Genomic DNA, 17,115 nt, shown 5'->3' on the forward strand with positions numbered 1-17,115 from the left:
CTAAAATATCAGTAGCGCTCCTCTCAGTTTCCGCGCACACTTGACGCTGAGGAAAATTGGGAGGGACGCAATGTCAGACAATAATCTGACTGTGCCTGCGCAGGCACCTAATGCGCAGAAAGACTTGGCGAAGCCTATCGCTCGTAAGGTTACTCTGGAGGATATAACAGGCTCATTAAAGTTTGGTATTCTGGACTTTGTTAAGGCACCGGTTATTGGCCTAACCTTTGGTGCATTCTTTATGATCGGTGGAATAGCGGTTACGCTGCTCTCATTCTGGGTCGATATGAGCTACATCAGCTATCCGCTGGCCTGTGGCTTTTTGTTGCTGGGACCGTTCGCAGCTTTAGGGCTCTACGAAGTCTCCAGGCGCTTGCACGCAGGGCAGACACCACGTATGCGCGGCTTGTTTACCTTGATGTGGGAGCAACGTCGCGGTGAGATCGCATGGATGGCTTTTGTTGTTATCTTCATCCAGTTCCTATGGATGTTTAAGGTGCATCTCTTACTGGCGTTATTTCTGGGAATGAAGGGATACGGCACATTCGTCCAATTTGCCCAAACGCTTTTTCAAACCCCTGATGGACTTTTGTTTCTTGTACTAGGTCATTCGGTTGGGGCATTTTTTGCTGTTCTGCTCTTTGCAGTTAGCGTGGTCTCTTTTCCGATGCTGCTGGACACAGAGCTGGATTTTGTCACAGCAATGATCACGAGCTTTAAAGTGGTTACTGGCAGCCCTGTGATCATGGTTGGCTGGGGACTGCTCATCACGGCCATTTTGATGGCCTCCATGGTTCCCGCATTTGTAGGCTTGCTCATTACACTGCCGGTACTGGGCCATACAACATGGCACCTTTACAAGCGTGTGGTCAGCTTTGAGGAGAACTAAGGTTCTGCGTGACCGGAGGTAGGTTGCCCCCGGTTACGTGTTTTCGGGTTGCCTCAGAGAGGCTCAGTCTTCCTCGTCCGCCGGCGCTTCATCTGCAACGAAGCTCTTCAGGCTGTCCTGATAGGCAAGGAAAGACGCCTCATCCTCTGCTGGAGAGCGATAGTCGACCTGTGTGAGGTAAAGCCCCTCAGGAACCGACACAGGACCACATGCCTGTCTATCCTTCGCCTCAAGAGCAGCTTTCAGATCCTCTTTTGTCCAGCGGCCTTCACCGACCAGACGTAGACTTCCAACCATAGAGCGCACCTGATTGTGCAGGAACGAGCGGGAACTGCACTCAAGAAATACGTGGTACCCTTCGCGGTAAACGCAAATGCGTTCCATCGTCTTCATAGGGCTCTTCGCCTGACATTTGGTGTGGCGGAAAGTCGTAAAATCATGGTGCCCCAAAAGCACCTGAGCAGCTTCATTCATGGCCCCGGCGTCCAGCTCTGGCTTCACATGCCACGCAAGGCCGCGGTCATGTGTCAAAGGCTCCAGACGGTTTGCAATTTTAAACCGGTAATGGCGGCGGATAGCAGAAAAGCGGGCATCGAACCCAAGCCCGGCCTTTTCACAGGCAAGAATGGCAACGGGATCTGGTTGAGCATGAAAGTTGAGTGCGTTCTTTACCGTTTGAGCAGGCCAGTCCTTTGAAAGGTCGAGATGAGCCACTTGCCCAGTTGCATGAACGCCGGAATCTGTACGGCCTGCACCGCCGATGGTCACGCTTTCCCCTGTGAAAGATTTGATTGCGCGCTCAATAACACCTTGAACGGTAGGTCCATTGTCCTGGCGCTGCCAGCCAACAAAAGGGCGTCCGTCATAATCAATGGTAATTTTGTAACGCGGCATTGTTGCTCTTTGCAAAGGTTATGTGAGCAGACATGAGACCGGTATGCTTATCTTGCACAGGCGATTGGCTGCTGGATGTATCGGGAATTCGGGCTGTACTACCAGATGTGAATAAGCAAGGCCAGACCTCTTGCCAAGGCCCAAAAGGAACTTATTCAAATTCCTCAAAAGGGGTGGCATATGTGACATCAGTAGGTAGTTCTATTCGTCCAGCCTGTGTAAACGGCAGCGCCATGAAGATAGGTCCGGCATACGGACCATGAACCTTCTTGGCCAGTTCGCTGTCGAAGCCAAAGCGGGAGAAATAGGCTGGCGCGCCAAGGACGAGAACCAAATCTTCGCCCAGTCCCTGCAAATCATCAAGTGCGCTTTGAATGAGCTTTGTGCCAATGCCCTTTCTTTGCGTGCTGGGGCAAACACAAACAGGGGCGAGGCAACTGATCTTTAAGCGATGGCCATACCCAGTGCCAGTCACACGAGAAAGTGCAAGGTAGCCAAGCAGATCGCCGTTGCGATCAGTGGCCATACGTTCCAGAACCACAGCACCACAGGCGCGTAGACGTTTGATCAACCGTCCTTCGTTGCTTTGGCCGTAAGCTCTGTTAAGCAAAGAGCGGATCGTATGCTCATCTTGTTTTGCAGGCACGCGAAGGCTGACTTGCTGCTCACCAATCTGGTGGAACTCAACCATGCTGCCTCCACGTATCTGGATACTCTTTTTTAAAACCCTATCCTATTGTGCAGGGTCAGGATACAGCGTCTCCCGCATTAAGCTTAGAACCGCGTAAAAACTCATCAGCAGACATCGGCTTCTTTCCAGCACGTTGAAGCTGAACAAGCGTGATAGCACCTGAGCCGCACGCAATGCTCAAGGTGCTTCCTTGTGCAGCGATGACTTCACCAGCGGTGCCGGAGCCTTCGGTCAGGTTACTGCGCAGAACTTTGACGCGCTCGGCTTTTTTGCCGCCCAGTTCCATCTCGCACCATGCGCCAGGAAAGGGCGAAAGGCCGCGAATATGGTTGTGGACCTGCTCTGCGGGGAGGGACCAGTCAATACGCGTTTCGCTCTTTTGGATCTTGCGGGCGTAAGTCACACCCTCCTCTGTCTGTGGCCGGGAGCCCAGTCCGCCGCGCGACAATGCAGAAAGTGCCCGTAGCATCAAGTCTCCGCCCAGTGCAGAAAGGCGGTCATGCAGCTCGCCAGCTGTCATGTCATCCGTAATCGCAACGGTTTCAGACATGCAGACAGGGCCGGTATCCAGCCCTTCTTCCATGCGCATCACCTGAATGCCGGAAGCTTTGTCCCCTGCCATGATAGCCCGGTTGATAGGCGCCGCGCCGCGCCAGCGCGGAAGCAGGGAGGCATGGCCATTCAGGCAGCCATGTTCGGTGCCATCTAGAATTGCCTTTGGAAGCAGCAGGCCATAGGCCACAACCACAGCAACGTCAGCCTCAAAGGAGCGGAACCGTTCTTGCTCTTCTTCGCTTTTTAAAGATGTGGGTGTGAAGACAGGGATGCCAAGGCTTTCGGCAGCTTCGTGGACAGGCGTCTTTTTCAGTTCCATGCCACGCCCGGCTTTGCGTGGTGGCTGCGAGTAGCAAGCGACCACATCCCATCCTTGCCCGACAATCTCAAAGAGGGTCGGGACGGAGAAATCAGGGGTACCCATAAAAATAACGCGCAATGACATAGCTGACCTGCTTGGCTGTAATTCCTGTGTTCCTGCTGTAATGCGTCAGCAGCTCGCGCGGGACAAGAAAAAAACGCCAAAATAAGCGGCTCTCCCAAGAAGGTCGCTCATTCTTTTTGCAAATCTGAAAATGATCAGCCTTGTTTGGCCTGCTTGATCATTTTTTTCACGATCCGCTCACGCTTTAAGCGAGACAGATAATCGATGAAAAGAACACCATTCAGGTGGTCTATTTCATGTTGGATGCAGGTACCCAGCAAGCCGTTTGCTTCGATCTCCTGTTGTTTCCCGTCGATATCGAGGAAGGAAACCCGAACTTCGCTTGGGCGTTCCACGTCCTCATATACGCCGGGAATAGACAGGCATCCTTCCTGATAGACGCTTTTTTCTTCCGAAGACCATGTGATGACAGGGTTGATGAAAACCATCGGCTCCTTTTTGACGGAGTCGTCTTCTTCGTTTTCACGCTCTGCAACATCAAGAACAACGATCCGTTTCAAAACGGCAATCTGGCTGGCCGCAAGTCCGATGCCTGGTGCGTCGTACATGGTTTCAAGCATGTCGTCGGCAAGTTTTTTGATCTCTTCGTTAAAGTCTTCGATCGGAGCACACACCTCGCGCAGGCAAGTTTCCGGGATAAGTTTGATCTGGCGAATCGTCATAATTTCTTTTGAAGTTGTTCTCGTTGCAAAGCTGCCCGCTCAACGTGACGTCGGCTGACAAGGATGTTCTTGCTACATATCCTCTTATAGGAAATTTGCCAAGTCGTTGACCATAGGCTTTTGACTGGTACCATTTGTGGGGTAGCCCTCAGCTATTCAAGGATGTGGGTTGCAGTGCATCCAAGAAAGCTGAGAGGTATCGCTGTTTTATAAAGTGTTCTATGTTTGTTTCATGGAACAGATAGTTTTTACATTCGGTGCATTCACCCTATCATTTATGCAGATGGCCATCGCTGGGGCGGGCCTTTTATTCTTACTGCTGCTCATTTGGGTTATGAGATTGCGGGCCAAACTGGGCAACGTGCGTTGCACATCCGTGCTTGAGCAAAAAAGAGCCGAAGACACCGAAGCTGCGCTTTCTGAGCTGGTGCGCGCCCACGGTGAGATGACAGGGCGAATGCAAACCATGGCGGAGGTGTTCGGTTCACGCCAGTCGGACCTGTTGCGGGTCGTGAATGACCGTCTGGATGGACTGGGTAAAACACTGGGTGCCTCTGTTTTGGAGACACACCGCCAAACCCATGCAAGCTTGACAGGGTTGCAAGAGCGTATGGCCCTTTTGGACATCGCCAACAAAACGATGGGTGAGCTTGCCGGACAGGTCACAGACCTTCAAATGGTTTTGAATGACAAGCAATCGCGTGGTGCCTTTGGGCAAGGGCGGATGGAAGCAATTATCGATGATGCCCTGCCGCCAACCAGCTTTACACTGCAAGGGACGCTTTCAAATCGGTCCCGGCCAGACTGTCTGATCCATATGCCAACAGGTGCCCCGCCACTCGTGGTGGATGCAAAGTTCCCTCTGGAGGCCTTTGCTGCGATTAAAGATGCTGAAACCAAACAGGACCTTAAAGAAGCTGCAAGCCGCTTCCGTAAAGATATTTCAAAACACCTGGAGGATATCTCAGGCAAATACCTTTTGCCGGGAGAAACTCAGGACACTGCGTTGATGTTCGTTCCCTCTGAGAGCCTTTTCGCTGAGATTCATGAAGGTTTTCCAGACCTCACCCAGAAAGCACATCGCCTTCGTGTGGTTATTGTGTCCCCGTCCCTGCTTGTTCTTGCGGTACAAGTCATTCAGTCTGTACTAAGAGATGCACGGATGCGAGAGCAAGCACATCTTATTCAAGCCGAAGTGGGAAAATTGCTTCAGGATGTAGGACGGTTGACCGAACGAGTCTCCAAATTGCAAAATCACTTTGCGCAAACCAATAAGGATATCGATCAGATCATGATATCGGGCGATAAGATCAGCAATCGTGCGCGTAAGATTGATGAAATGCAATTGGGCGGCAAAGCAAGTGGTCAGGTACAATCCTCCGGGGCTCAATCTGTGAACCCACAGCACCTTGCTGAGGATGAGTTGCCCTCACCATTTCAGTTTGAGCACCGATAAACCTGAAAGAGCATATATGCGGGATTAACTGCGGGTTTTCCGGTAAATGCCTTTATGTAGACTGGAGGAGGTAGTCCCTAAAGGCGGCAACGGCAGGGCGCCTCCATGCTGCGGCGCTTCCAACCATATAATAGCTATTCCCAGTGACGTGGCGTGCTTTAAGGGGCTCAACAAGAGTGCTATTTGCTAAATCCTGCTCAACAAGGAGTAAGGGAAGCAGCGCAAGGCCAAGCCCCTGACGGGCGGCTGCCAACACCATAAAGAAATGCTCAAACGAAAGAGACCGGTCGCTGCTAAAGTAGCCTGAAAGCCGATGAGCTTCTGCCCAGTACTCCCAGCTGCCGAGCCGCGTGGAGTGAATGAGGCGCGGTAGCCCAAGAAGGTCCTCTAAGGTGCCGATAGTTGCATCGCCCAAAAGGCTTTGATGACAAACCAGCACCATCTCCTCCTCACAAAAAGCGTAGCTCTCCAGCGCGGGCCAACTGCCCCGTCCCACTGTTAAAGCCACATCAACACTGGAGGGATCCCAATTGACGGGGTCTTTGTGACCAGCAGAAAAGTCAGCAGGAATTGTAATAAGATCAACGCTAATCGCCGGAAAATCTTGAGTGAACCCTTTAATCTGCTCCATAAGCCAGCGGTTGGCCAGAGAAGGCAATGTCCCTAGGCGCAGCTGCCCAGAAACAGAGCCTTTCAGCTCGTGTTCAAGGTCTTCCACCAGCTTGAGCGCTGTCTTTGCCTTTTGGCTGAGCAAGAGCCCATCTTGAGTGAGCGCAAGCGTTTTGCCTTGACGAGAAAACAGCACAAGGCCCAGCTGTTCCTCCAAACTTTGAATGCGGCGTGACACAGCTCCCTGCGTAATACCAAGCTCACGTGCGGCGCGCGTAAAGCTTCCATGGCGGGCTGCAGCGTCAAAAACAGGTAGTACGGAAAGAATTTGAGATGTGATGGAAAGCCTGTGCCTCGTCATATTATGAGTTTTACTCATGTTGATGTGATTTTTCCAGTTATATCTATGAGGACTGTGAAAGCTTATAAGAATTATAAGATGAGTTATATGAATAGTAGAAGGCAAAACTAAAATGGCGCATCCATTCCATTTGGCATTTCCGGTTGATGACCTGGCGCAAACCAAAACGTTCTACATGGACATTCTGGGGTGTAAACAAGGGCGCGAACGCGAAGGCAAATGGGTGGATTTTGATCTGTTTGGCCATCAAATGTCCGCTCATCTTCATCATAAAAAACAGACCACTCCCGATGCCACTGGTATTGTTGATGGAGATAGTGTGCCCGTTCCACATTTTGGCGTCGTTTTGCCAATGGAAGAATGGCGAGCACTGGCTGACCGATTGAAACCTGTGAAGGGTATTGAATGGGTATTGGAACCAAAAATTCGGTTTGAGGGCCAGCCGGGGGAACAGGGAACATTCTTTATTAAAGACCCTTCCGGCAACGCCCTTGAATTTAAGGGCTTCACCAACGAAACATCAATTTTTGCAACCTGAGTAAATCCGATGGAAATTTTAGAAGTTACACATTGTGGTCCTAAAACCGCAGCCTCTGACAAAATCAAGGTTGGCCTTGCTCAGATTGCTCCAGTCTGGCTAAAGCGCGAACAAACCTTACAAAAAGTTGCAGATGCAGTCGAACTGGCAGGGAAACAAGGCTGCCAGTTGGTCACATTTGGCGAAGCCCTAGTCCCAGGATATCCGTTTTGGATTGAACGAACTGACGGTGCGCGCTTCAACGACCCTAAGCAAAAGGCTATTTATGCAGAATACCTTGAACAAGGTGTGGTGATTGAAGAGGGCCATCTTGATGAAATTTGCGCCCTTGCGAAAAAATACAGCATCTCCGTTTACCTCGGTGTAATGGAACGAGCGTCCAACCGAAGTGGACATAGCCTGTACTGCACGTTGGTTTACATCGATCAAAAAGGTGAGATCGGGTCAGCGCATCGCAAATTGCAGCCAACCTATGAAGAGCGCCTTGCCTGGGCACCGGGAGATGGGCATGGATTACGCGTTCACCCGCTGGGCCGCTTCACTGTAGGTGGGCTCAATTGCTTTGAAAACTGGATGCCTCTTTCGCGCGCCGCATTGTACGCACAAGGTGAAGATCTGCATGTAGCAGTTTGGCCAGGTGGGCTGCACAACACCGAAGACACAACACGCTTTGTTGCAAAGGAAAGCAGAAGCTATGTGATTTCTGTCTCCGGCTTGATGCGCAAAACAGACTTCCCCGCAGACACCTTGGCTCTCTATGAGATTTTGGAAAACAGTGATGAAATCCTCTCCAACGGCGGATCTTGCATTTCCGCCCCGGATGGGACTTGGGTTGTTGAGCCACAGGTGGGCAAAGAAATCCTGATCACAGCCGAATTGGACCATGCCGTTGTGCGCGGGGAGCGCCAGAATTTCGACCCAACTGGGCATTACAGCAGACCAGATGTCACGCGCCTTATCGTGGATCGTAAGAGACAGCAGCTTGCTGATTTCATCGACTCTGAATAAAACAAAGTTTGCATCGTGATATATAAGAAAGGGTGTTTGCATGAACTTGGTCTTGTCAATCAAAAACGTCAATGAAACAGAGTGGATTGACCGGCTGCAGGCACTTCTTCCTGATAGAAAGGTTGAAGGGTGGAATGGAGGCGACTGCGAAGCGCAAAGCGCAGAGTATCTTCTGGCATGGAAGCCCGACCCAGCGATCTTCGCAGCGCTGCCCAACCTGAAGGTGATCTTCTCATTGGGGGCAGGGGTCGACCATCTGACGTCCCTGCCTGAGCTACCTCAACTGCCGCTGGTTCGGATTGTGGACCCTGACCTGACCAGCCGGATGACGGAATGGGTGGTCTTCCAAACTTTACTGCACCATCGGCAACACCTCACCTATGCTGCTCAGCAAGAGGCTGGTGTATGGAATAGCCACAAGCAATGCGCAGCGAAAGATGTCCGCGTTGGAATCTTGGGGCTTGGGGAGTTGGGTCTTGATTCAGCCAAGGCTTTAAAGCTTTTGGGTTTCCAGATCGCAGGTTGGTCCAGACGGCCAAAACTCGTGGAAGGACTGGAGAGTTTTGCGGGCAATGACCAGCTGGAGAGTTTCCTGAATCAAACGGATATTTTGATTAACCTGCTCCCAGCAACGCCTTCGACACACAAACTTATAGATGCAAAAAGACTAGCAATGCTGTCCCAGACTGGAGCTTTGGGCGGTCCTGTCTATATCAATGCGGGACGAGGCGCGACGCAGGATGAGGAAGCTATTGATGCGGCTTTGACCTCTGGCCTCCTCAAAGGTGCAAGTATTGATGTTTTTGCCGTAGAGCCGTTGTCACACAGCAGCCCGCTTTGGAAGCAGCGGAACTGTATCATCACGCCGCATGTTGCAGCAGATAGCAATGCGCAGGCTCTTTCAGAATATGTTGCTGGGCAGATCAAGCGGTTTGAGCAGGGCGAAGCGCTCCAAAACCTCGTTGATTTGGAGACAGGCTATTAGGCCAGCAAAGGTCCTTTCACAAAGCTTAGTTCAACCTGCAAAATAGCATTCAAATTGCACCGCTTTACTCAATTCAGGGTTTAGCGGCCAAGGCTATGATCAATCACAACTATAACAACCTGTTTGTGATCTGATGCTTTCTTTACTCAGTGGTCTTCTTCAGCGAGAGCTAGGCAGTGCAACGATTGAATTCGGCCTCCTGTCCGGCCTGATCGCTCTCGCAATTATGGCGATGGCGTCGACGCCCACGCTCACCGAAACAGCTTTTATTCCCGGCAGCGCAACTCAGCAACAACATGAAACCGAAGCAGACCTGGAGCTGTGGGAACTCGTCAAACCTAATATATAAAAGTTTAAATATCTTGGGTTAAAGGGGACAAAAATATCACGTGTTAAGGTCTTCTTTGTAATTCGCGATGCAAAAATATGACTAGGCACATACTGGGGGAGTTCGCGAAATGATTGCAAATGGACTACTGCTTGTCTTTCCATTGCTGCTTGCAATTGCTGCGTTTTTTGATCTCTTCACCATGACAATCCCAAACAAGCTCAACTTGGTTTTGATACTCTCGTTTTTCGCGATGGCGTTTTTACTCCATATGCCAATTGAGCAGGTCGCTATGAGCTTTGCTCTTGGCCTAGGTGTCATGATTGTTGGCTTTGGCCTCTTCGCCCTTGGCTTAATGGGAGGGGGAGATGTCAAATTCCTGGCTGCAATCTCTCTTTGGTTTGGCCACTCCGTGAATATGTTGGAGTTTATCTTGCTCATGAGCATTTATGGGGGCGTATTAACGCTTATCATTTTGGCTTTAAGAAAGGTTCCGTATTTCCCGCAATTCATGCAAGGGCAGGCTTGGCTCCTAAAACTGCATGACAAGCAATCGGGTGTTCCCTACGGAATTGCAATCGCAATTGCGGGTATCCAAGTCTATCCAAATACGAGTTGGTTCCTACAAATTCCGGCCTTGTAAGCGGGCTGCAACCAAACAATCTAAATAAAGTATTAATCGTCCAGTATGGCGCTGTTGTTCTGAGCTAACATGCTATTATTTAAGCTGGTTTGCTGTTTACACATTGCCGTCTAAGTAAAATATGCAGATATAATTATCATTACGCTAAATTAACTATGTATTGATATTTTTTGTTCAAATTAGATTTAACAAATGCTGCCAAAACAAATCTCTTAGAGGGTGGGTGCCACATGAAGGCCTCCAGAATTTTAGTTTTAATTATTGCTTTAAGCGCGGGTGGGTTAGCTGCTTGGCTTAACTTATCTTCTGGCTCGCGTGAGCAACCCCCAACAATTGTTGTTCAAGAGCAGTCCATCCCATCATTGGAAATTCTGGTTGCAGGTCAAGATCTTAAAGTAGGAACATCCCTTACTGATGGTGACTTGAACTGGGTAAATTGGCCAGAGGACTCCGTCTCCGATGGCGCAATTTTGCGTAATTCAAACCCCAAAGCTGATCAGGAATTCTTAGGCCAGATCGTAAAGTCTGCCATGTTCAGCGGGGAGCCAATTCGTGCAGAGCGTTTGATCAATACTGATAAGGGCTTCCTTGCAGCGATACTTCCAAGAGGTAAACGCGCAGTCGCTGTTTCAGTTGACGCAGTCACCACGGCAGGCGGTTTTATTCTTCCTGGCGATAAAGTGGATATTTTGCTCAGCATGCGGGCTCAAAAGCGCGACGAAGGTTACGTCAGCGACACAATCCTTGAAAATATCAAAGTGCTCGCAATTGATACAACGACAGCTTCTGAAAACACTGAAAAAGCGATGTCACCGGATCAAACTGCCACATTGGAGCTGCTCCCTCATGAGGCCGAGGTGGTCGCGCGTGCAACTCAGATGGGGACCTTGTCGCTTTCATTGCGTAGTGCCGCTGATTCAAAGGATGGCCTCAAGCAACCTCCTCGGGTCAAAGGCGGCGTTAAGTTTGTGAAATTCGGGATTGCCTCCCAGTCTGTGAACGGAAATTAGTAGGTAAGCCATGGTTTTTCTTCAACATATTGGCCTGGCAAAAGGCTTAGTGAAGAGCTTTAGTTATTTCAAAAAGCTCCTGCGCCTCACATTTGCCGTTGGTTTAGTGTTATCTGCACCACACAGCGCCAGCGCGCAAACGCACTTTGAGGCGACCGTAGAAGTCACCTCCCAATACAACGGAAAAGTGCGCCAGTTAAACGTTGGCAAAGGGCGTTCGATTGTTTTGAACACGAACGAAGAAGTACGCGACGTCCTCGTTTCAAATCCAGACATAGCTGATGCCGTGGTTCGAACCAGAAACCGTGTGTTTGTATTTGGCAACGAAATTGGCCAAGCCTCCCTGGTGCTGTTCGGCAATGGTGGCAGGCAACTAGCGTCCTTTAATCTAAACGTTCAGCCAGACCCTTCCGGCCTTGTTGAAATCCTTGGAAGGTTGCTTCCAAATTCGGCAATCAATGCCGACATCATCAATGAGAGTATCGTTCTATCTGGTACCGCAGTTTCCCCACTCGAAGCGCAACAAGCCTACGATATTGCACTGAAATTTGTCGGTAATGATGACAAGAAGATCGTGAACACAATTGGTGTTGCCGAAAAAGACCAAGTGCAGCTCAAAGTAACTGTTGCAGAAGTTGAGCGGACAACAATTAAACAGCTTGGGATGAGCCTCGAGGGTTCCATAAAAATCGGAGCGCTTGATCTCGGGTTCAATACCTCACCTGCATACAACGTCAACTCATCAGTTGTAAATGCTGCGAGCCTGGCCGGTGACCTTGCTTTTGGTGGGAATTCAATTTCACCGACAATCAAGGCCCTTGAGCGTGATGGTGTCATGAGGACACTTGCTGAACCGACGCTTGTTGCCGTATCAGGCGAAAATGCAAGCTTCCTTGCTGGTGGTGAGTTCCCAATTCCTGTTGCTTACGAGGACAATAAGGTCAGTTTGGAGTTCAAACCCTTCGGTGTCGGGCTGGACTTTACCCCTGTGGTTCTATCAGGTGGGCGCATCAAGCTGAGAGTTAAAACGGAAGTGAGTGAACTGAGTTCTGAAGGCGCAGTCAGCATTGCTGGGGCCGCCACTGTTTCTGCGCTTAAGGTTCGCCGGGCCGAATCTACTCTTGAACTCCCCTCTGGAGGGACCTTGGTGATGGCAGGGCTTCTTAAGGAAAATTATGGTCAGGAAGTTGATGGGGTCCCGGGATTAAAGGATCTTCCAATCTTGGGCAACATGTTTAAGAGCCGGGATTATATTAACCGCCAGACTGAGCTCGTGATCTTCGTAACGCCTTATGTTGTAAGGCCGATTGCTCGATCTCAAGTTGCTCGCCCAGATGACAATTTCGCCGCGCCAAGTGACCAGTCCGCCATTTTTCTCAACCAGTTGAGCAGCATATACAGAGCAACAGATGCGCCGGTCAAGGGAACATACCACGGCAGCGTCGGTTACATTTATGAGTGAGGACACGTGAAATGAACATCCGATTGTCACCCACTTTGAAATGTGGAATCTGGCTAAAAGCATCTGTTGCAGTGTTAGGCGCGTTGTTTTTGCTCGCCGCGTGTAAAGCTCAACCATCTTATGTTGAGCAACACTCGCTTGCTGATTTTGATTATCGAAAGCGACACCCGATTGTCATTTCTGAAGTGCCAGAGAATTTCGACATTCCAGTTGGCGGAGAAATGAGAAATTTGAATGGGTCGCTGAAAATTGCAGTTGCTGCGTTCGCACAGCAATCCGAGCAAGATGGGAATGGGTTTGTCGAAGTCCTTGTTCCCTCAGGTTCAGCAAACGAAACAGCAGTAAGGGCTGTTTCTCCTCAGATAAGAACTGCATTGAAAAATGGTGGTCTTGATCATGACCGCATCATCATGCGCACCTATCCGGTAGGTGACATGGCAGCCTCAGCACCCGTACGGCTATCCTTTATGCGCGTTAAAGGAGTTGTTCGTGACTGCGGAAACTGGCCTGATGCTATGCGCAGCAACACCCAAAATACGGACTATTATAATTTTGGATGTGCCAGCCAGGCGAATTTGGCGGCCATGGTAGATAATCCAGCTGATTTGTTGGGGCCGCGCCCAATGGGGCCAAACGATCCGGCTAGAACAAATGTGATCCTTACAAAGAATCGCGCCGGTGAAGTAACGGCAGGTGAGTATGCCACTGGCGTTGGAACGAGCGTTTCAGGTGTAGCGCAGAACTAGTGGGATAAACTATGAGTAATTTGGCATATTCCGGTTCAGATATCGCGCAGGAGCATGATACGTCCGGCCAGTTTTCGACATCAGATTTTCAGTTTGTAAATATTCCTCGTATCTCTGTGCAAGCGTTCTGTCTGGACGAAATAACTACCGAAACGATCCAAAATGCAAGCCTTGACCGTCGTATGGCGAAAACACACACGATGGTGCGTCAGGGCGGTATTCCGGCTGCAGTTGAAACCTTTCAAAACGCTTCCACACCTAATTTCCTGATTGTTGAAACACGCTCTGATGCAAAAGGCGTCGTCGATGAACTCGATCAGCTTGCAGAGTTTTGTGATGCCGGAACCAAGGTGTTGGTTATTGGTCATGTCAATGACGTCAATTTGTACCGTACGCTCATGCAGCGAGGAGTTGGCGAGTATGTTGTTGGCCCAATAAACATTGCGCAGCTGATCAATACAATAGGCCAATTCTATTCAGACACTGAGGCCGCCCCGTTTGGCCGTTCAGTTGCTGTAATAGGCGCAAAAGGCGGGTGCGGGGCTTCGTCGGTCGCTCATAACCTTTCATGGTCAATTGCAAAGACGATAGAAAGCGATGTGGCAATTGCAGACCTCGACCTTGCTTTCGGCACTGCTGGTTTGGACTTTAATCAAGACCCACTTCAAGGTGTGATGGAAGCTATTGCCTCTCCAGAACGTCTTGATGACACGCTTCTCGATCGGCTGCTTTCAAAATGTAATGACCGCTTAAGCTTATTAGCAGCGCCTGCAGCGCTGGAGCAAACCTATGACCTGGAGGAGGATAAGTTTGATCAGGTTATTGAGGTTTTGAAAAAAGGCACGCCAACAGTTGTTCTCGACCTTCCTCATAGCTGGAATGGTTGGGTAAGGCGTATACTGGCCAACGTTGATGAGGTGATTATTGTCGCCGAGCCTGATCTGGCCAACCTTCGAAACGCGAAAAACCTGATCGATAACGTCGCTCAGATGAGACCAAACGATTCAAAACCTTACCTCTTATTGAACAAGGTGGGGATACCAAAGCGCCCGGAAATTAAACCTGATGAATTTAGTGATGCGCTTGATGTGGTTTCGCTGGGAGCCCTCCCGTTTGAACCGGCATTGTTTGGGACAGCATCCAACAATGGGCAGATGATTGCAGAGTTTGATAGCCGGCATGCTGTCGCAGGTTTGTTTGAGGAATTTGCAGCAAAGGTTACCGGCAAGGCTGATATGCATGCAAAGAGCAAGTCGTTCTTCGCTTCTCTTATGAAACGGGTCCGCAAATAGCCCTCGGGCTAAATTTGTGCTGAAGTAAAGGCGGAACGATATGTTTGGTAGACGTGGTAACGTTGAGCTGGGAAACAATAAACCTAAGCCTGCTCCTGTGAGTTCTGCGATACAGGCACAAACGGCAACACCTGCCACACCCGACCCAAGACCCAAAACTGAGGTGCACCCCTCGAGCAGCAACACGCGCCCAGATACGCCCAAAGAGAGTGTTCTGGAAACAAAGAAAACGCAGGAGTACTATGCAACTAAGGCGTCGATTTTTAACGCTTTAGTCGAGGCTATCGATCTTTCTCAATTGTCTCGCCTTGAGGCTGATGACGCTCGAGATGAGATCCGCGATGTGGTCAACGACATCATTGCCCTTAAGAATCTCGTTATGTCGATCGCTGAGCAAGAAGACTTGCTCGAAGATATTTGTAACGATGTTCTGGGATACGGGCCTTTAGAGCCATTGCTCGCACGCGATGATATTTCCGATATTCTGGTCAATGGTGCCGAGACTGTCTACATTGAGACAGCTGGTATGGTGGAACAAACCAACATCCAGTTTCGCGATAACCGTCAACTGATGAACATCTGTCAACGCATAGTTTCTCAGGTTGGCCGACGCGTCGATGAGTCCAGTCCGATATGTGATGCCCGTCTCCCGGATGGCTCCCGCGTAAACGTGATCGCCCCACCGCTCGCGCTGGATGGTCCAGCCCTCACCATTCGTAAGTTTAAGAAAGACAAACTGACGCTGGACCAATTGGTGAATTTCAATTCGATCTCACCAGAAGGCGCGGCAATTCTGGAAATTATCGGTCGCGTTCGCTGCAATACAGTCATCTCCGGCGGTACCGGCTCAGGGAAGACAACGCTCCTGAACTGTTTAACGCGGTATATTGACAGTACTGAACGCATTATCACCTGTGAAGACAGCGCGGAATTGCAATTGCAACAGCCCCATGTCGTCCGATTGGAAACCAGGCCACCCAACCTTGAAGGGGAAGGGGAGGTCACAATGCGTGATCTGGTAAAGAACTGTCTGCGCATGCGGCCTGAGCGGATCATCGTAGGTGAGGTGCGTGGTCCAGAGGTATTCGATTTGCTTCAGGCAATGAATACAGGTCACGATGGCTCTATGGGCACAATCCACTCCAACTCTCCAAGAGAGTGCTTGAAGCGTATGGAATCAATGATTGCTCTTGGTGGTTTCTCGCTTCCCTCCAGAACTGTGCGGGAAATTATCGTTGGATCTGTAGATGTCATTGTTCAGGCCGCCCGCCTGAGAGACGGCTCCAGACGTATCACGCACATTACCGAAGTTGTTGGGATGGAAGGCGATGTGATCACAACGCAAGATCTATTCGTCTATGACATTACGGGTGAGGATGCCAATGGCAAGATCGTTGGTCAGCATCGCTCAACCGGCATCGGTCGCCCTCTATTTTGGGAGCGGGCAAGGTACTTCAATGAGGAGGAAAGGTTAGCCCAAGCTCTGGACGCATCAGACACATCCGGAGGCTTACATGGCTGACCCTAATGCTTTTCTGGCCTCCCCCCTCGCAGATTATCTGATTACTTTCCTGATCCTCATCAGCGTGGTCGGTGTAACCTTCATTGTTTTAACGCCGCTGTTTTCCAAAAATAAACTTGGAGAGCGAAAAGACGATCTGATCCAGAAGAAAATCGGATCAAGTGCTGGAAGTGTCAAAAAAGTTGATATCAATGCGCGCCGTAAATCTGTTCAAGATCAACTCAAGGCAATAGAGACAGCACAAGCTAGCAAAAAGAAGAATGCAGAAAAACCAGTCTTCGCCGACTGGATTGGACAAGCCGGTCTGACTTGGTCAAAGCCGAAATACTACTTAATTTCAGTTGTTTGTGGTCTTACGATGCTCGCGCTTAGCATGGCGTTTGGACAACCTCTTTGGATCTCTCTGGCTTTGCTTTTCGTCGGGACACTTGGAGCTCCGCGTTTTTACGTCTCAAGGCGGCGTAAGAAACGATTTGAAAAGTTCCTGAATGAGTTTCCAAATGCTGTTGATCTGATCGTACGCGGCGTAAAATCTGGGATGCCACTTGGAGACTGTTTGCAAATTGCTGCTACAGAAGCAAAGGATCCTGTTGGCATTGAATTCTCTTATGTCTTGGACAAAATGCAGATGGGCGTGCCATTGGCGGAAGCGATCCATAATATCCCCAAGCGTGTCCCTCTTCAGGAAACTAACTTTCTCGCTATTGTGATTACAATCCAGTCCCAGGCCGGTGGTAGCCTTTCTGAGGCGCTCGGGAACCTGTCTAAAACACTTCGTCAGCGCAAAGAGATGAAGGGCAAAATCAGGGCCGTTAGCCAAGAAGCAAAGTCCTCTGCGGCGATCATTGGTTCGCTTCCTTTCATTGTTACCCTGATGTTGTCAGCCGTGGCGCCTGATTATATTCGCCTGCTGATTGATACCGATATTGGCCTTGTTCTCATTGGGATTGGCCTGTTTTGGATGTCGCTCGGTGTCCTGGTCATGCGCAAAATGATCGATTTCAAAATATAAGGTGGCT

The 17,115-nt window shown here is 49.9% G+C and carries 18 protein-coding genes; 13 read left to right on the forward strand and 5 right to left on the reverse strand.

Annotated elements, in window-relative coordinates; genetic code table 11:
- The first annotated feature begins 70 nt into the window (after window positions 1–70).
- The gene (locus BMZ51_RS09305) at window positions 71–889 is read left to right on the forward strand and encodes a DUF2189 domain-containing protein (RefSeq protein ID WP_068000350.1); all 819 of its coding nucleotides are present in this window, start codon (window positions 71–73) and stop codon (window positions 887–889) included.
- 63 nt (window positions 890–952) lie between these two features.
- Here BMZ51_RS09305 and truA read toward each other — a convergent pair whose 3' ends face one another.
- From truA to def, 4 genes are all read right to left on the reverse strand, one after another.
- The gene (truA, locus tag BMZ51_RS09310; protein WP_068000346.1) at window positions 953–1,783 is read right to left on the reverse strand and encodes a tRNA pseudouridine(38-40) synthase TruA; all 831 of its coding nucleotides are present in this window, start codon (window positions 1,781–1,783) and stop codon (window positions 953–955) included.
- A gap of 151 nt (window positions 1,784–1,934) precedes the next feature.
- Complete coding sequence (locus tag BMZ51_RS09315) at window positions 1,935–2,474, reverse strand: GNAT family N-acetyltransferase (RefSeq protein WP_068000342.1); 540 nt, start codon at window positions 2,472–2,474, stop codon at window positions 1,935–1,937.
- A 55-nt stretch (window positions 2,475–2,529) separates the two neighbouring features.
- Window positions 2,530–3,468 carry a methionyl-tRNA formyltransferase gene (gene fmt / locus BMZ51_RS09320; protein WP_068000794.1) on the reverse strand — a complete coding sequence of 313 codons (939 nt, stop codon included), beginning with the start codon at window positions 3,466–3,468 and terminating at the stop codon, window positions 2,530–2,532.
- Window positions 3,469–3,608: 140 nt separating this feature from the next.
- Window positions 3,609–4,136 (reverse strand): peptide deformylase, encoded by a 528-nt coding sequence (gene def, locus BMZ51_RS09325; RefSeq protein ID WP_068000339.1) that lies wholly within the window; start codon window positions 4,134–4,136, stop codon window positions 3,609–3,611.
- A gap of 232 nt (window positions 4,137–4,368) precedes the next feature.
- Between def and BMZ51_RS09330 the strand changes: the two genes are divergently transcribed.
- Window positions 4,369–5,592 carry a DNA recombination protein RmuC gene (locus BMZ51_RS09330; RefSeq protein ID WP_208979399.1) on the forward strand — a complete coding sequence of 408 codons (1,224 nt, stop codon included), beginning with the start codon at window positions 4,369–4,371 and terminating at the stop codon, window positions 5,590–5,592.
- A 52-nt stretch (window positions 5,593–5,644) separates the two neighbouring features.
- On the opposite strand, the gene BMZ51_RS09335 is transcribed toward BMZ51_RS09330, so the two are convergent.
- Window positions 5,645–6,580 (reverse strand): LysR substrate-binding domain-containing protein, encoded by a 936-nt coding sequence (locus BMZ51_RS09335; RefSeq protein WP_208979400.1) that lies wholly within the window; start codon window positions 6,578–6,580, stop codon window positions 5,645–5,647.
- A 94-nt stretch (window positions 6,581–6,674) separates the two neighbouring features.
- On the opposite strand from BMZ51_RS09335, the gene BMZ51_RS09340 reads away from it, so the two are divergent.
- The 11 genes from BMZ51_RS09340 to BMZ51_RS09390 all read left to right on the forward strand — a co-directional run bounded on the left by BMZ51_RS09340 (window position 6,675) and on the right by BMZ51_RS09390 (window position 17,108).
- Window positions 6,675–7,100, forward strand: coding sequence for a VOC family protein (locus tag BMZ51_RS09340; protein WP_068000327.1), 426 nt, complete (start codon window positions 6,675–6,677; stop codon window positions 7,098–7,100).
- A gap of 9 nt (window positions 7,101–7,109) precedes the next feature.
- Window positions 7,110–8,108 (forward strand): carbon-nitrogen hydrolase family protein, encoded by a 999-nt coding sequence (locus tag BMZ51_RS09345; protein ID WP_068000324.1) that lies wholly within the window; start codon window positions 7,110–7,112, stop codon window positions 8,106–8,108.
- Between the two features lie 40 nt (window positions 8,109–8,148).
- The gene (locus BMZ51_RS09350) at window positions 8,149–9,093 is read left to right on the forward strand and encodes a 2-hydroxyacid dehydrogenase (protein WP_068000321.1); all 945 of its coding nucleotides are present in this window, start codon (window positions 8,149–8,151) and stop codon (window positions 9,091–9,093) included.
- 133 nt (window positions 9,094–9,226) lie between these two features.
- Entirely contained in the window at window positions 9,227–9,442 is a 216-nt protein-coding gene (locus BMZ51_RS09355) for a Flp family type IVb pilin (RefSeq protein WP_068000318.1), read from the forward strand.
- Window positions 9,443–9,551: 109 nt separating this feature from the next.
- On the forward strand, window positions 9,552–10,064 hold the full coding sequence (locus BMZ51_RS09360) for an A24 family peptidase (protein ID WP_068000315.1): 513 nt from the start codon (window positions 9,552–9,554) through the stop codon (window positions 10,062–10,064).
- A gap of 230 nt (window positions 10,065–10,294) precedes the next feature.
- Window positions 10,295–11,074, forward strand: coding sequence for a Flp pilus assembly protein CpaB (cpaB, locus tag BMZ51_RS09365; RefSeq protein WP_068000312.1), 780 nt, complete (start codon window positions 10,295–10,297; stop codon window positions 11,072–11,074).
- 10 nt (window positions 11,075–11,084) lie between these two features.
- The gene (locus BMZ51_RS09370; RefSeq protein WP_082825528.1) at window positions 11,085–12,536 is read left to right on the forward strand and encodes a type II and III secretion system protein family protein; all 1,452 of its coding nucleotides are present in this window, start codon (window positions 11,085–11,087) and stop codon (window positions 12,534–12,536) included.
- Between the two features lie 11 nt (window positions 12,537–12,547).
- Window positions 12,548–13,282, forward strand: a complete 735-nt coding sequence (locus tag BMZ51_RS09375) for a CpaD family pilus assembly protein (protein ID WP_074881979.1) — start codon at window positions 12,548–12,550, stop codon at window positions 13,280–13,282.
- 11 nt (window positions 13,283–13,293) lie between these two features.
- On the forward strand, window positions 13,294–14,574 hold the full coding sequence (locus tag BMZ51_RS09380; RefSeq protein WP_068000310.1) for a CpaE/TadZ family protein: 1,281 nt from the start codon (window positions 13,294–13,296) through the stop codon (window positions 14,572–14,574).
- Between the two features lie 40 nt (window positions 14,575–14,614).
- Window positions 14,615–16,096 (forward strand): TadA family conjugal transfer-associated ATPase, encoded by a 1,482-nt coding sequence (locus BMZ51_RS09385; RefSeq protein ID WP_068000307.1) that lies wholly within the window; start codon window positions 14,615–14,617, stop codon window positions 16,094–16,096.
- Window positions 16,089–17,108 (forward strand): type II secretion system F family protein, encoded by a 1,020-nt coding sequence (locus BMZ51_RS09390; protein ID WP_068000305.1) that lies wholly within the window; start codon window positions 16,089–16,091, stop codon window positions 17,106–17,108. Before BMZ51_RS09385 ends, BMZ51_RS09390 begins: the two co-directional genes overlap by 8 nt.
- Window positions 17,109–17,115: the final 7 nt, after the last annotated feature.

It is taken from the genome of Pseudovibrio axinellae (genome assembly GCF_900110875.1).
In the GTDB taxonomy this organism is placed as follows: domain Bacteria; phylum Pseudomonadota; class Alphaproteobacteria; order Rhizobiales; family Stappiaceae; genus Pseudovibrio; species Pseudovibrio axinellae.